Origin of the sequence: Bifidobacterium sp. WK041_4_12 (assembly GCF_041080795.1) — a bacterium.
Classification (GTDB): domain Bacteria; phylum Actinomycetota; class Actinomycetes; order Actinomycetales; family Bifidobacteriaceae; genus Bombiscardovia; species Bombiscardovia aquikefiricola.
The window spans coordinates 2,114,439-2,130,474 of record NZ_CP129674.1; the positions used below are offsets into that span (position 1 = coordinate 2,114,439).

Genomic DNA, 16,036 nt, shown 5'->3' on the forward strand with positions numbered 1-16,036 from the left:
TCCGTCATGATTGTTTGGAATGCATGGCTGCGAGCAGGCTGCTTGGCTTCACCACACCAAACTTCACCATGCAGATAAGATATCCCGCATATACCGCTGCATACAGTACAGCCAGCTCAGGTAGACTGCGTATCGTGACCAGATGAGTCACGGCGAACAGCACAATCCAAATGCCGCAGTTGATGGCAATGACCTTCCATGTCGTTGAGGTAAACATATTTCCAAAGCTTCGCCGGGCCTTAAGATACGAAATGATCATGGCAATGCACGTGCACACCATGCTCGATAGGGCGAGGTACGTGATACCGCCAAATCGTGCAGAGACGATGAACATGGGTATCACGATAATCAATGAAACTATGGAGAGAATGTCGGAGAAATGGTTCGACCTCCTGATATTGATGACCATGTTCAACACGACGGTCATTCCCATGAAAAAGCTTGACGGTGCAAGGAATGTCAAAGCTGGCGCGGCAATGTCATATGAGGGATGGTAGAAGGTTGCGAGCAGGCTGCCGCTCGTTGATGAGATGATCATTGCCAAGGGCAGTACGAATGCGAAGGCGATGAGCACCAATTCCTGGGCTGCGCCCAGAGCTTCTCTGCGTTTGTTTGCACTGACAAGCCGAGAGACGATCGGCAGGATGACCACGGCAAAAGCTTGAAGCAGATAATAGCTTGTTTTCCCAAAGTTCATGGCTCCGGTGTAATAGCCTGCCATCGAATCAGGCTCGACGACTGCCTTGACTACCAAGGTGTCGAGGCTCAAGACGATTGAGACCATGATGAAGAAGAAGGAGAAGGACAGAGTTTGCTGAGCAACGACGCTGAAGTGGATTCGTTCGTTGCCACCTTGCGAGAATCGATGACGAAGTGGAATCAGCAGTATCAAGCCGATGATGATGGTTGCAACCATGGCAAGGAGATAGCCCAATTCCACACCACTGACCGGATCATGTGGGAAAAGAAAGATGATGAGCGGAATGACGCCAAGCTTGAAAATAGGATATATGGTACTCAGAAATGCACTATGCCCGAACCGTTGCAAACCGTCGTTGATGCCCAATACCACTACATAGAATCCGTTCGCAGGAATCAGAAATGCCGCAAGCTTGAAGTAGAACTGCAATGAGTCATCGTGGAAGATGTCAGCGAATACCGGTGAACCGATGAAGTTCACCAAAAAGAAGAACACGACGATAAGGCATTGGAAGGCTATGGTTTTCCGAATAAGATCTGCAATATCAAAATTGCGTGATGATATATGCGCCGAAAGTGACTGCCTTGCGCCGTTGCTGACGAACATGTATTCAAAGTCGAGAACCGTGATGATGGTGCCGACAACGCCGTAACTCGCTGCTGGGACAGTTGATCCCAGATAATAGTGGATGCAGTAGCTACTGATGAAAAATACCAGATTGCTCACAATGTTCAGGGCTAGACCTCGACGCATGCTACGATGATTCTCCTCAATCTGACAGTCCAATGCCGCTACTTGTTCTCACATAAAGTTGCAGTAAGGAACCCTCTCGACCATTTGTCTTGCACGGCGTCCAGATTCTTGCTGCGCTCGTACACTTTAAAAAACGGCAAACATATTCATGGCAGCAGCATACAGAATTGGATTTGCATCCGACATCCCATACAATCGTCCGCCCATGAACAGGGACCATACATTCAAGATCAATGCACCGATGGCAAGAACCACGCATAGTCTGGTGAAATACCGCTTATAGACACCAACGCTTCCTTCATGGATGAAGGCTATCGCCATTGTCGTGGCCAGACCTATCAACAGTGCACAATCACACAGATATCGAGCCGTATACGCCGAAGCGGCAACATCCACGACGATTGGGACGACTCCCAAGACCGCAACGGTTCCAACAAGTACAACAGCACCCTTGCGCAGACGACTGCGTACACCCTTAATGAACAGTAGGAATAGAATCAGCGACAAGGGGAACCACCAGAGAATACCTCCAAGGGCCGGCTCTGAGTAAAAGAAACCCTGATAGCCACCTGCGCTGGTGCTTTCATGCGTGACAGACTGGATGAAGGGGAAACGATCCGTGACTTGAGGGGGAGTTACGAATGCCTGCCAGAGCGCATAGGGAATCTTAGTCAACCCGCTCACCTGCTCACGCTGATCCGTGACGGTGAGCTGATATGAGGCACCAAAGTCGAACAGGCTGCCGAATCGAATTTTGTTCCAGACGAGGAATGGGAACCCTGCAATTACGGCTGCACATGCGGCTATCGTCGTGACGCTCACCGTTTCATAACGTGCGGGTCGCATGCCACCGTTCCCTCTCAGGTGACGCTCAGTTGCCACAAGCAGCGGAAGCAGCGCAGCGACCACGCATAACTGCGGCCTGCACCCTACGATCAACCCGCACATCACACCGCCAATAATGAGATAGACAACACACCTCACCCGAGACCGTGAACGGACGCGCAATGCGAGCAACCAGAATATAACGGCTCCCATGGCCAGTGCAAGACCACCTGCTATCGGAATTGAATAGGTCGTTGGCAAATACAGCAGATAATACGTCGGTTGTACAGCCGTCATGAAGGCAAGGCTGACAACGATTTGTGTGGCAAGGGGAACGCCTTTCCCAAAACGTTCGAATATGAGATGCACAAGGTAGACCGCGAGAAGTGACAGGACAATTCCAAGAACAATCATGACTTTCCATGGTGACAGGTCAGATCCTGTGATCGCGAGGTATGGCAGGAAGAATGCGATTACGGGAAGCACGCCAAAATAGGAATAATACTTGCCGTGGTAGAACACAAAATCGTACAAAAAGTTCTCATGACTGCTCTGTTGCAAGTCATAACGGAGATTCTGCTGATACGGGTTTGCCATTGAGGAAAGGAAATTCGCAACCGGATGATCAATCCACGCGTGACCTGCAAGAAGCGCGCGTGCAACGCTCTGGTATTCAAAATCAGCCTGCCACTGCGTCATCCTGAAATAAATCCAAGGCAAGGTAGACAAGCATACCGCCGTGCTGATGCCGACCGATACCAGACCTGTTGCCATCCATATGATGCGACGTTGTCTGTCGCTGAACTGCTGTTCCTTCCATAATCGTCTGAACGCAGGCAGACACGCCACCACGATGATGACAAGGATGTAAAGGATGGCTCGCAATGGGTTCACACTGATGGGAACGCGCACATTGAGTTCTGGATTGGCAGTCAGGATGAATCTGGTTCCTGCAGGATTCACGACATGTATGGTTACGGTATGGGTCTTTCCTGCCAAATATACTGCAATCCGTTGCGTTGACTGAATGTATGGACTGATGGTGCGCTCCGGCAACATCATGGGAACTGTGTGCGCGTTATCGTCAACTTCGATCTGCACGCGCAGCGAGGAATCTGCACGACTTTCCACGGTACTGTTCCGAGGAACCGGCAGGTTCGCCCCATCAATATTTGCATAGGAGAAAACCCGGTGCACGGGGATGGCAATGTTTGAAACATGCGCGTCTATGCCGCTGAGCTTGATTGTAGACTTGCCAGAATCCGTTATGGTGTAGCTTCCATCGTCATTGAGTCGCATGCCGGAGCCCATGGAAACCGTCGCATGCGCCACTGGTCTGTTGCTCATCGAGGTCCAGTGGGCAAGATTGAAAACAAATAGTTCCAGCATGCAGAACACAAGAACCAGCAGTGCCACATGCACCGGAGTTGACCGTCTGCCAACCCAGCCATCCTTGCCACGGGCGAGCAGTTTCCCGAAACCATCGCCCGCTCGGATGCCCGTGCCGTGAACGGATTGTGTATTGTGCGCGCGAAAGTTCAGCGGCTCATCAGATTGCATACCTCGTATTCTAATATATGCGTTCTCCCATGATGCCCCGCGTGGGCACCACGCATCCTACTGTCCGGCAACATCAAGCTGCGTGCGACAGTAGTGGACGGGTCAGTGCTTGATCGCTACCTTCCACTGCTGCGCGTCTGTTCCATTGCCGGAATATATGGAAAGCTGCTTCGATGCGGCAACAATTCCAGCCGCAACGTCAATGTACTTCCCCGAATTGAGATTGTAGAAAGATACATACCCATTGCCCGCATCTCGAAGGAACCAGCGTTGTGCCTGAGTTCCGTTGGAACTGTATTGTTGCAGGATGGAATTATCGGCCACTGCTCCGGCGGCGATCTCGACGTTCAAGGAAGAGTGTTGATTCACGATTTCATATACACCATTCGAAACCTGGTGCAACAGGAATTGCTGGGCGGGCGTTCCGTTCACCGTGTACAGTTGCAGCGCCGCACCACTCGACAGTGAAGCCGCTCGAATATCGAACACGTAATTGGCATTCAGCTTCGAGGCGATGGTGACTGGCGTGCTCTCAGGCAGGGAGCTCACCGAAGTGATCAGCACCCGCTGCGCGTTGGTCGCGTTGGGGGTATAGATGCCGAGTGCCGTTCCATCCGCCACTTGTGCGGCACTCACGTCCAACACATAGTTGCCCAAGGCTGACTGCAGATAGTACGAACTGTCGTCAGCCTTGCGCAGATACCACTGCTGTGCGAGCGTGGCATTCGCGGCATGTTGGATGATGGGCGTGCTGTTAGCCGTCTGCGCATACCTGACGTCAAGCACCAAGCCAGAATTCGCATTGGTGATGGTATAGCTTCCGTTGCCGTTCTTGCGGAAATCATACTGCTGGGCCAAGGTTCTGTTGCCCTGATAAAGCTGAATGGCAGTACCGCTCTTCTTGTTGGCCGCCGGGACGTCCATGCCGAAATCATAGTTGAGTTTGGATGATATGTAGTATCTTCCGTTTGGGATGCTGACGGCAGGAAGCGCCGTCGTGTCCAATGCCGGAGTGCTGGGAGCGGGGATGGCGGATGTGGGGTCACCAAACCAGTCACTGTAGTAAAGATAGAAATTGCGGTTGCCATATGATGAGCAGCTGTCGCCTGTGCCATATCCCGCATTGAGCGCTGCCTGGTTGGGGCGATAGGGCGTGTAGTCATACAGACCGGCGGTCGCCTGATTCTTGATTGCCACGACTGAACTGCCACATGACGAATTTGGACTCCAATCTATGCGGTTGTTACCGATTTGGAAGTTATAGTCGTATGGCCTTATCTTGTACATTTTATATTGGCGCGCAGCGTTATACACCTGGTTGAAGAAACCGTAATACCGTGCGTCACATTGAGCAGTGTCCGGACAGCCATATCCCATCGCAGTTTTATAACGCCACGGACTTGGCCAGGAATGGGTGACGAGACCATTTTCCTTTTGCAACAGAACCAGCAGAACCTGTTGGCTCACCCCACAGCTGCGTGCGACGCCATCAATGATCTGTGCGGCTGTTTGGGTTTTGCCGCCGGTATATCCAGCACAATATGCGTCTTGAGATTCGGCGGTTGTCTTACCGGAATAGTCCTTCAGACACACAATCGTTGAAGGTGCCGAATCCCATTCGGGATGGCATGTAGGAACCTGTTTGTTGAGGAAAGCCTGTATTTGTGCGGTTGTCATTGCCTGTGAATCATAAAATCGGGCATCCGAAATGATGTAGCCTGCGTTGAAATGGTTGGCATCAGCAGCAGAAGCCTGCTCAGCTGAGGAAAAGACCAAAGCAATGCTCATAACGCACAGCGCCGCGATGACGGCGCATATTTTTTTCATGATATGAAGATGTTCTCTATACATTATCTGGCATACCTTCTCCGGATTGCAAAGTGCGTGATAACTAACTGTAATGCATGTCGGCCAATATACCGGTTGATATTGTTAATCAACGTCAACCGTCGCCTCAGTTGAAGTGCCCGATGCCTGTGAGGAAGTGTATGACAGGCGTATCTGCCATGAGCCGACAGAAAGTTTGTTCCTAGGAATGGTCATTCTCGCACAGGATGTTGTTGTCGCATTGGCAATCGATGTAGTTGAGGTAGACACCGTTGCGGATCCCCGCGATGCCGTAAGCGTGCACGTTCCTCCCGGACCTATGAGATTGGTGACCCCGCCTGTCGCTGATATTCCCGCTTCATTGGCATCCCACCAATTTAATTCGACCTGGGCGGCGATTTTCCCATCGTTGACATTCGTTGAGTTGGTGTATTGCTGGGTATCTCTGGCAACGCCATCATTCATTTGATTGGCATCATTTGACTGTTTGCCGGATGACGAGTCGCCCGTTGCAGCATCACCATTCGTCTGGCCATTGGCATGGTGCGAGTTCTGGGTTGTTGCACCGCTCGAATCTCCATGGTTCTTCGCGGCATCTGAACCATGAGCGGTGGACCTTGCACTGGAAGAACCAGCAGCAGCCTGAGTGCTGGCAATCATCTCAGCCTGGGTCGTGCTCCACGACTGCTCGGCCCATACTAGCAAGCCAGCAAGAATCAAGACGCCAAGAATCGCTGCAACGCCGACAAGAACTTTCTGTTTTCTATGCCCCATGCCTTCAATCCATCAGCTCGATCAACATCAGTGCACTTCGTTCCATGCAATATCCTACATTTCATGGAACATGCGAAATATGTGACGTACCTTAGTGCCATCACGCTCAGATGACTGCAAGTACCACCTTACAATTTCTTATCATAATGATGCAGTTTTTCAACAATGTTGCTGTCTACTATAAACTTTTTTCTGTCCTGTTCAGCAATGACATCAAGGACAATACCTGTCATGATGAGCAGCAGTCCCAGGATCACCAGCAGAACGCACACAATGAGGGTCGGGAATCTGGGGACCAAAGCCGTTTTCCAGAACTCAATGACGATAGGTATTGATAGGACACCTCCCAGCAGACCAAATGCCAGACCAGTACATCCAAAGAATGGGAGCGGCTTATATTCACGGATCATATGGAAGATGGTTGACAGGACCCTGATACCGTCACCAATGGTATCGAGCTTGCTTTCGGAACCTTCCGGACGATCCCGGTATTGAATCGGCACTTCACATATGCGAACATTCTTGTCGAGCGAATGGATGGTCATCTCGGTTTCAATCTCGAAACCCTTGGACAGACATGGGTATGTTTTCACGAAGCGGTTTGAGAAGGCACGATACCCCGTCATAATGTCTTGAATATGCGATCCGAACAAGGTATTGATTGAGGAGCGAACGAGCTTATTACCAAACCCATGGAAAGCCCGCTTGTTTTCCTGGAAATACGTCGAGCTCAAACGGTCGCCAATAACCATGTCGTAGCCGGCAACAACCTTGTCAATCAAAGACTTCGCAGCCTCTGCCGGATAGGTGTCATCGCCATCAACCATGACATATGCGTCAGCTTCAATCTCGTTGAACATTGCGCGAACGACATTGCCTTTGCCCTGCCGCGGCTCGCAGCGTACTATCGCCCCATTGCGCTTCGCTATGTCGGCGGTGTCATCGGTGGAATTGTTGTCATAGACATAGATTGCCGCATCAGGAAGACTGCTCTTGAAATCCTTGATTACTTTGCCAATCGTGATTTCCTCGTTATAGCAAGGGATAAGCACAGCAACTGTTGGATTAGCCATTATTTTGTACTCTCTCTTCTGTTTCTTCGACTCTCAAGACCTATGCAAGACTATGATAGTTGTGCTCATGAACCAGCGCATCACCAGAAATGCGTACAGCTTACACACGTGCAATCTTCAGTTATGCTTTCCTTCTGCCGACCCGCAACGACTAGTCCCGCTTGAACAAATCGCGCGAGAACACCTTGCCGCTCACATCATCGAGATCACGATTCCAACGGTTGGCAACGATCACATCGCTTCGACGCTTGAAATCTTCCAGGTCATGAGTGACCTCACTGCCGAAGAATTCGGGATCATTCATGGTCGGTTCGTATACGACAACAGTAATGCCGCGAGCCTTGATTCGCTTCATCACACCCTGGACTGCTGACTGGCGGAAGTTGTCTGACCCCGATTTCATGGTGAGTCGATAAATGCCCACGGTTGGATTATCAATCTCACTGATGCGCCGCTCAATCTCAGTGGCGATAAAGTCCTTGCGTGTCCGGTTCGCGTTCACGATCCCTGAGATGAGATTCTGAGGAACCTGATCGTAGTTCGCCAGCAGCTGCTTGGTATCCTTTGGCAGACAGTATCCGCCGTATCCGAAGCTTGGATTGTTATAATCCGCACGAATTCGCGGATCCAGGCACACACCATCGATGATTTCCTGCGTTCGCAATTCTCTGGTTTCAGCATAGGTATCAAGCTCGTTGAAGAAGGCTACGCGCAACGCCAGATAGGTGTTGGCAAATAATTTGACGGCCTCAGCCTCTGTCAATCCGACAATGAGACGAGGAATTCCAGTGCCTCCATCAGCATTTATACGTTTCATCTCCCCTTCGGCTGCACCCTGAACCAGCAGATCGGCAAAGACTTCAGCAGCATGGTGAGCCTCAGCATCATCTTCCGGAGCGCCGACAACAATGCGTGACGGGTGGAGGTTGTCATACAGGGCGTGACCTTCGCGCAAAAACTCTGGCGAGAACAGCAGACGCTCATCTTGCAATTTCCCACGCAAATCGCTCGTATATCCAACTGGAATCGTTGATTTAATGACAATCCAAGCAGTGGGGTTGACTTCACGAATCGCCGCAATTGCAGCCTCAACACTGGACGTGTCAAAATAATTCTTGTGCGGATCATAGTTCGTGGGTGTGGCAACAACGGCATAGTCGGCACCAATATAGGCTTGCCGCGGATCAAGTGTCGCCTGAAAATTCAGCGGACGGGCTCCTGAAACATTGCCCTCAAGAAACTCCGTGATCTCCTTATCTACGATGGGACTTTTCCCTTCATTGAGGGTCTCAACCTTTTCAGGGACGATGTCAAGCGCATGCACCTCATTGTGCTGCGACAGCAGTAACGCCACTGAAAGTCCCACATATCCGGTTCCTGCAACAGCAATCTTCATCAACGACCCACTTTCAGAATTCGGGAAAAACTCAACTCCTGCAATAGTAGTCTGCTGGAAACAAATGTCACAATTGTCGGAATATGCGATACTGACGGGTTTTATCGCGCTGCACAGGACTGACACTTCCCATGGATTGACCATTCATCCACATCTTGTGTTATCGTTTTCAGGTTGCATAAATATCGGTTACATTCGACCGATGTGGCTGCATGGAGGATTCGCCTAGTGGTCTATGGCGCACGCTTGGAAAGCGTGTTGGTGTAACAGCCTCACGAGTTCGAATCTCGTATCCTCCGCGATTAGACCCCAGAAACGTTGGAAAATCAACGATTCTGGGGGTTCTCATTTTTCCTATAGAGTCGCCACATAGGGTCGCCACTGGAGATATGCTTATGGCATGGCACAGCGCAGGAAAAAGGGCGAAGGGTCTCTCTACCAAACAATGCACCACGACCGTGAGATGTAGTGCGCCGCATGGTGGCAAGACGGCAAAAAACACCGCACATACGGCATGACACCCACCGAAGCCCTTGACAAAAAGACCACTCTCATCGCCAAAATCGCGCAGCCACAGGCACCCGCAAAACCAAGACGTAAAACCATCGGTACAGCGCAAAACCCAACCCTTGCACAGGTGATGGAAAAATGGCTTGCACATGATAAGCATCTGGGTGAAACTTCGCGCGGAAAATACCGCCGTAATCTCGAAAATCATATCTTCCCGTATATAGGAAAACTCCCCATACGAAAAATCAAGAAAGAACAAATCCAGATTACATTTGACCGACTGGAAGCCAAAGAAATCGGAAACTCGGCAGAGTGGCACACATGGAAAACACTCAAAACATTACTCAACTACGCCGAGAAAAATGACATCATCAAGACCAATCCAATGAAGGCGCTGGACGCGCCGACGCGAGAGAATCATATAGCCGTGCTCGATAATACTTTCATAGATGCGCACACGACCACGGTCATGGGCATCATCGCATGGATACGCGAAGACGAAAATCTGTGGCATCGCTACTATCCGCTCGTAATGGCTATGAACTTGGGATTGCGCCGTGCCGAGGTGCTCGGTCTCACACGCGAAGTGCTCGACATCACAGAGCACAAGCTAACCGTCTCTGCTCAGCTCAAACTGCGCTCAGGCGGTGCATTCCTCACCGAGACCAAGACCGGACACAGCAGAGCCATACCGCTCCCCCACGAGCATTATGTGGCGCTGCATGATGCCTATGAAATCAGCGAAAAACAGAATGCGCCCAAAATCAATCTTGAAGACAGCAAAGGCAACATCATCACTCGATTACACTTACTATTCACACGCGAAGATAAAAAATCCTACACATACAACGACTTGCGCAAAATCTGGGACAGCATACAGGTGGCATATGCACGACATATCAGCGGCGATCCAGAAAAAGAACTCAGCAAGGAGGAGCACATACGATTGCATGGCAATCGCCATATAGCCGCGTCAATCCTCGCCAACCAAAATATTAGTCTCCAGATGATTCAAGCCATCCTCGGTCATCTCACCCCCGCAATGACAGCGCATTACTCACATGTGATGAATAGTGCTATGAAAAAGACGGCAAAAATCTGGGGTGAAGCAACCGAGGACGAAACCCGTGTTGTGGGTGCAGTATATGGAGAACTCGCCAAAGCCAATGCCTTATATCCGCCCGCTGATAGTGCTGATGACTCGGAGAGCCATCAGCCAACGCCCGAGGATTGAATACAACATATATTTTCTTTTAAGTGGAACAGCGCAGTTCCATGGCAACACTCACGGTTCCCGCACCCGTGTACAGGCGAAATCGTGCCCAAAATCACCCCAAAATCGCCTTTTGTTAGATAGATGATATGGATGAGGTTCCTCACCCATATCACATAAGGAGAAAGAAGGATGACAGATACAGAAACAGTCGATATCAGACTGGAAATCACTCGTGAGGCAAGACAGCATCTCAGGGTCATGAGCGCAGAGACAGGCGCGACCATGAGCGGGATTGTAGAGGATTTAATAGAAAACTATTGGGAGCAGAGCGGACACACCGCCCAATACTCAGCACGCTATGCAGGCACACACGCATACAAGACCCACGCCGAGGAACGTCGTGAACTCATCATCAAAATGCACCACGGCGGCATGAGTGCAGACGAGATATGGGGCAACCTACGCCGCCACCTGAGAACCACACGCAGCGGAGTAGAGCATATCATCAGTGATGATGAAGCCGACCTCGTGGAGCAGATGCGCAAGGGGGCACAATCATGAAGCCAAAAATCATTACACTCATATCAGCCCTCGCTATCATCATCGCCACACTCGGTGTATACACGGTACACACCCTCAGCGCAGCAGCAGCCACAGGCACCACACGCGCATACGCGGTCATGATGCATGACATGACCTCAGAGCAGGAGATGACCGCTGCATACTCATGAGAGCCAAAAACTACAGGTGGGTGGCAGACTTACGATCGCAGCATGATATGGACATCATCGCCCGCCAAAAGCGGGGACACACTCAGTCTGAGTGTGAGTGCAGTGCTTGCAGGAGGAGCCACCAGCCTACATGCGGTCAAAGTCTCTGGACTCTCACACGCGGTCATCAGCGGTGGGAATGTGAGCGGTGTGTACACAGGCGGTGCAGTGGTCATCACACTCAACAATGGCAGCACCCTCACCATCACACCCGGCTCACAAACTGTGCACCTCACCGTGAAGGAGGCATGACATCATGCACGAAAAAATAACACAAGCAAAGCTCAAAGCAAGAACACTCGGAGTGGATGAGGATTTGCTCACTGCAGTTGAGCAGACCTACGGCGCAAAAACTATCGAAGAGTATGTGCACAACTGGGAGGTCTCAACATACCTCACGCTCACTGACTATTTAGAAGACCTCATGATGCCACTCGACGGCATCATAGGGCTACACGATGAATCACAACTACAACAGGAGAAAGGGAATGACAACAGCAACAACAATCAATGACATCACGACATCTGCATACATAGCAGACCTCACGGGAGTGTGGAGCACCCTCGTGCAACACTACATCGGGCCGGCCATCACAATCATCACAGGATTCTTTGCCGTCATGTACCTCGTGAAAAATCAAATAAGACCAATGCTCGTGTTCCTCGCTCTCGCCGCCATCGTGGCAGTGGTGGTGTATGCAGCGCCAGCACTACTCGGCCAAAACTCGACGTTGGTGAAGAACGGGGCTGAGATAGCGAAGCAAATCAATTAAGGGGGTGTGCATCATGAACGGTTTTCACTATGCAACAGAACTCTATGGGGTGTATGGACAGGCTGCAGTTAATAATGCATTCCAACGATGCATAGCATGTGCAGGTCAGACATACAGCATGTATGATGCTACCGGTCGCAGGATAGGTGCAGGCAGACAATCGCCATCACCCACCACCACCGCCATACCTGAGCGCAACTGGAGCATTTTCATCGAAAACGTCAGGATGATATCAGGCCACCACAGGTAGCAAGGTCGGTGATATGTACCGGTGATACCCACACGCAAAATGCGTGTGGGTATTTCTATGAAAAAAGAAAAAATAAGAAAGACCAAGCGCCGCCGCAACTCAAACCGCAGCGGCTTACTATCACCACTCAAACAGTGTGTTATTGGGCGAGCGAGTATATCTTGGGAGGCTTTGCCGACACGCCCCAATGTAAGCATGATTATCTATCTGATATCTTGCTCATTGTTTTTATTACTGTTTTTGTGTGTGGCTCTCGAACCCACCACGGCATAAGGCACGGCACTGCTGTAGCGCCCTGGGCAACGCCGTGAGCAGCGTCCCCACTACTCCGACGGTGGGTTTGGCGTTGAGACTGACGGTTAAACCGACGATTTGATATTACATCGTGAGCGTCGGATCCACCGCCGCCGTCATAGCCACATGGAGCATCAAAATGACAGACATACACAACGCCAAATCAAGCGCCACAATCAACCACCCACGACCACGTACAGCCGCGCAGGTCATGGGTATCAAGGCACCAAAAATGCCCGTAGAGACACCCCAAAAACCTGACACCGAGCCGACCAAGAACGCAAAAATGTCAGCGCTCGGCAAGCGTGCAAACGCCATCACAGCAGAGGAACGGGACGAAAGAAGAACACGAGTTTTGGACTATTTGCAGCAGGTCAGGTTGCCACACGCAGAGACCTAGGCCGCGTGGCAGGATACATGCCAGGCACCACGCATAACAGAGTTCTGGAGACCATATACAAGCGCAGACTGGTCGAAAGAATCGAAAACATTGATTCTTCGCAGACCCTCTATGCACTCACCGCGCGCGGCAACTCCTTCGCCAGTGCGCCCATAGCGCTACCCCCTCTAATAACAACAGAGTGGCAAAACTCGACGCAACAGGAGCACCGTTTGGGGGTGGCTCGCTTCATGAGCGTGCTCATGAGCAGCACGAAAATCACAGAATCGTATTGGGACAATGCAAACGACTTGCGCGAAGTACTTTTGAATGGTGATTATATTTTGCTGGGGGAGCCGCAAATCAACGCTGCATATGCCGAAAGGTTCGGCAAGAAAAAGTACCCCACCCCTGACACGCTCCCACTGCTCTACAAAAAGCCGGTAGCGAAGGAAAATGCGGCACCACTTGCACGCAGTGAGGTATATGAAAACTCGTGGTGGTATATGATACCGCCATACCTCCATGCAGAACAAGACGAACCAATAAGAGCGCTCACGGGTGAAAATGCGGACACCCCTCTCACGCCAAGCCCTGAAACCATCGTCATGCAACGCCATCCTGCAGACGCAGTACTTGCTCCAGCGACGATGCGAAACGGCGGGGCAGTCGCCATCGAAATCGAACGATATCCGAAGAGCAGCGCTGCATATGAAACCACCATGTGCAGATACGGAAGTGCGCTGGGACGTGCTCGATTCAGTGCGGTTATATGGGCATGTGCAACACACGAAATCGCCAACGCGATTGAGAGAGCCGCCGAAAAAACAGGCACCACGCAAATGTGTACAACATTCGTATATGACACAGGACGCAGAAATGGCAGTTTCCTGCAGGGCACGGAGTTCAGAGTATGCGAGTAATGATCTATAACAGCGTTAAAAACATGATGAATTTCGAATCCAGAAGTTCCAAACAAATCCATCCAATATACAAGATACTGTTGTCTAGGAAAGTTAGGAAGAAGACAACCATCATGACTGATAATGAATTCACAATAGTGATTGACACTAATGCGCCTGTGGTTTCTAGCGGTAAGATTTTGATTTCAGCGAGCCCAGAGAAGGTCTTAGCTATCCTTAAAGATATTCCGAAATGGCAAGATTGGCGAGCGGATATTGAGTATGTGAAATTGATTGAACAAGCTGATAACAGTGTCGGGACTGGGACAAGATTTGAATGGAAGGCGAATGGACTTAAATATCAATCTAAGATTCATACTTCTTCGAATCATTCATTTGGATGGACTGGGAAAACAATTGGAGCCTTTGCGATTCATAACTGGAGTGTAGATCCTAATGGGCAAAGGACAGAAGTCAAAGTTTCAGAAAGTTTGAGTGGTTTTGCAATCAATCTCATGAGAAGAAAAATGAATAGGGAGCTTCCAGATTTAATAAATAAAGATTTGATGGAACTCAAATATAGATGTGAAAAATAGACTTGGTCTAACCCGCAATCAGCCTATCAAAATCATCATCGGTAAAACCATCGCCGTCCATGCTCGTGCTGCAAGCAACGCGAGCAGCACGCTTCCACGACGGCACAAAACCCGGCACACCCTGTGCGCCGCCATCGTTCCTCTTGCCAATCATCGCATCCTCTGCTGAATCGTAAGGCAGTCCCATATCGGGGTCGGTCATCTCAAAAACTATGCCATGCTCGAAACGTCTTAATAGAGGGTCTTTGCGCTCACTCAGATTGGGGTACTGCTCTGACAACGATATGTTGGCCCTGATAACAACCTTCGTCCAGCACGCCCAAGCGTGGCTGCCCTTGATATCCGTATCATACGGATACGCATCGAGGAGAGTGATAAGATCGTTGAACTTCAAATCAGACCGAAAATCATCCAGCAAGAGCACTTTCTGTCCTTGGTAGTTGTCGAACGGAAAATGCTTGGCGAGTTTCGTCTTGAAGACATTTCGTCTTCCAAAAATGTCCAGCACCTGCCCGGTTTTATGCACCTCTGTAGGACCCCAGATGTAATCCACAGATAAGGCGCGATGAACTCCATCAGGGAGTAGTAAGCCACGGTCGGAGTTGCCGAAGGTGTTTTCCGTGTAGGCTTCCGTCAAATCCAAGATTTGCTGCTTATGCGTCAATGCCCATGCACGGTATTCGGGGTCTCGGACGAAATCAAGATAGTGCCATCCATCCTCAATCCGGGTATTGAGGTAATCGTAGATGTCTTTGCGGCGTTCTTCCTGTGGGGTTATCTCCATGCCTGGCACGTCGTCGCAATGTCCGATGCTATAGGGGCCAGAGATATGAGTATGTTCCTTCGAGACATATTGACGGCAAGCATCGATCACTTTCCTCGCCGGTTCTACGTGAGCGTCTGAAAACATCCCGCGCACCTGCGTGCCAGTCGCGCGGGACTTGTATACGGCAAGGGTCTGGTAGTGTCTGTACCCGGTCTTTCCTCCGGCTTCCTCGCTGAATACGGCGGCATAGCAGCCACCCTCCAGCACATCTTTGACTTCCTGAAGAACGTGCTTCGACGCGGGGATGGTAAGCATCCATGCGGTTGCCCTGACGTTATCAACGGGTAGTAGACGCTTCTGGTGGTCGGGATTCTTGAGGTTATAAGCCTTGATTTTATCTGCGGCATCGTTCCATGTGGCCGCGCTGATATATGATTTCATTGTTCTTCACTCCTATTTTGTCGAAATCGGTAGTGAAAGGTGAATATCGTATGAGCGGCTTTCTGGGCTGTTTTTGTGGTTTTATACGGGATTTTCGTGTCAGAGGGTGGCACTGGAAAAATCATTGAAACCATTGCCGCCAGTGGGCACTGACCGGGATATGCGGAAAACGGCGGGGGTGGCATCACGGGGTGGCAGGGTGGCACTCAAAATCAAGAGTCAGTGCCACCC

16 protein-coding genes and 1 tRNA gene are annotated in these 16,036 nt (G+C 50.5%); 10 read left to right on the plus strand and 7 right to left on the minus strand.

Features of this window, described 5'->3' with window-relative positions:
• Positions 1–4: 4 nt before the first annotated feature.
• From QN215_RS08935 to QN215_RS08960, 6 genes are all read right to left on the minus strand, one after another.
• On the minus strand, positions 5–1,453 hold the full coding sequence (locus QN215_RS08935) for a lipopolysaccharide biosynthesis protein (RefSeq protein ID WP_369343955.1): 1,449 nt from the start codon (positions 1,451–1,453) through the stop codon (positions 5–7).
• A 126-nt stretch (positions 1,454–1,579) separates the two neighbouring features.
• Positions 1,580–3,838: a hypothetical protein gene (locus QN215_RS08940; RefSeq protein WP_369343956.1), complete on the minus strand. Its 2,259-nt coding sequence runs from the start codon at positions 3,836–3,838 to the stop codon at positions 1,580–1,582.
• 102 nt (positions 3,839–3,940) lie between these two features.
• Entirely contained in the window at positions 3,941–5,626 is a 1,686-nt protein-coding gene (locus QN215_RS08945; protein ID WP_369343957.1) for an RICIN domain-containing protein, read from the minus strand.
• 144 nt (positions 5,627–5,770) lie between these two features.
• On the minus strand, positions 5,771–6,439 hold the full coding sequence (locus QN215_RS08950; protein ID WP_369343958.1) for a hypothetical protein: 669 nt from the start codon (positions 6,437–6,439) through the stop codon (positions 5,771–5,773).
• A 128-nt stretch (positions 6,440–6,567) separates the two neighbouring features.
• Positions 6,568–7,512, minus strand: coding sequence for a glycosyltransferase family 2 protein (locus QN215_RS08955; protein WP_369343959.1), 945 nt, complete (start codon positions 7,510–7,512; stop codon positions 6,568–6,570).
• Between the two features lie 151 nt (positions 7,513–7,663).
• Positions 7,664–8,908: a nucleotide sugar dehydrogenase gene (locus QN215_RS08960; RefSeq protein WP_369343960.1), complete on the minus strand. Its 1,245-nt coding sequence runs from the start codon at positions 8,906–8,908 to the stop codon at positions 7,664–7,666.
• A 214-nt stretch (positions 8,909–9,122) separates the two neighbouring features.
• Here QN215_RS08960 and QN215_RS08965 point away from each other — a divergent pair.
• The 10 genes from QN215_RS08965 to QN215_RS09010 all read left to right on the plus strand — a co-directional run bounded on the left by QN215_RS08965 (position 9,123) and on the right by QN215_RS09010 (position 14,598).
• Positions 9,123–9,207 (plus strand) — tRNA-Ser (locus QN215_RS08965).
• Between the two features lie 215 nt (positions 9,208–9,422).
• Positions 9,423–10,652: a tyrosine-type recombinase/integrase gene (locus tag QN215_RS08970; protein ID WP_369343961.1), complete on the plus strand. Its 1,230-nt coding sequence runs from the start codon at positions 9,423–9,425 to the stop codon at positions 10,650–10,652.
• A gap of 171 nt (positions 10,653–10,823) precedes the next feature.
• Complete coding sequence (locus QN215_RS08975; protein WP_369343962.1) at positions 10,824–11,195, plus strand: hypothetical protein; 372 nt, start codon at positions 10,824–10,826, stop codon at positions 11,193–11,195.
• A complete protein-coding gene (locus QN215_RS08980) occupies positions 11,192–11,365 on the plus strand; it encodes a hypothetical protein (RefSeq protein WP_369343963.1) in 174 nt (57 codons plus the stop codon). The genes QN215_RS08975 and QN215_RS08980 overlap by 4 nt, the downstream gene beginning before the upstream one ends.
• A 42-nt stretch (positions 11,366–11,407) precedes the next feature.
• A complete protein-coding gene (locus QN215_RS08985; RefSeq protein WP_369343964.1) occupies positions 11,408–11,656 on the plus strand; it encodes a hypothetical protein in 249 nt (82 codons plus the stop codon).
• A 4-nt stretch (positions 11,657–11,660) separates the two neighbouring features.
• Entirely contained in the window at positions 11,661–11,918 is a 258-nt protein-coding gene (locus QN215_RS08990; protein ID WP_369343965.1) for a hypothetical protein, read from the plus strand.
• On the plus strand, positions 11,893–12,177 hold the full coding sequence (locus tag QN215_RS08995) for a hypothetical protein (RefSeq protein ID WP_369343966.1): 285 nt from the start codon (positions 11,893–11,895) through the stop codon (positions 12,175–12,177). Before QN215_RS08990 ends, QN215_RS08995 begins: the two co-directional genes overlap by 26 nt.
• Positions 12,178–12,860: 683 nt before the next feature.
• On the plus strand, positions 12,861–13,121 hold the full coding sequence (locus QN215_RS09000; RefSeq protein WP_369343967.1) for a hypothetical protein: 261 nt from the start codon (positions 12,861–12,863) through the stop codon (positions 13,119–13,121).
• A 5-nt stretch (positions 13,122–13,126) separates the two neighbouring features.
• Positions 13,127–14,023 (plus strand): hypothetical protein, encoded by an 897-nt coding sequence (locus tag QN215_RS09005; protein ID WP_369343968.1) that lies wholly within the window; start codon positions 13,127–13,129, stop codon positions 14,021–14,023.
• Between the two features lie 113 nt (positions 14,024–14,136).
• Entirely contained in the window at positions 14,137–14,598 is a 462-nt protein-coding gene (locus tag QN215_RS09010; protein ID WP_369343969.1) for an SRPBCC family protein, read from the plus strand.
• A 7-nt stretch (positions 14,599–14,605) separates the two neighbouring features.
• Here the strand turns inward: QN215_RS09010 and QN215_RS09015 are convergent, their stop codons facing one another.
• Positions 14,606–15,805: a hypothetical protein gene (locus QN215_RS09015; protein WP_369343970.1), complete on the minus strand. Its 1,200-nt coding sequence runs from the start codon at positions 15,803–15,805 to the stop codon at positions 14,606–14,608.
• Positions 15,806–16,036: the final 231 nt, after the last annotated feature.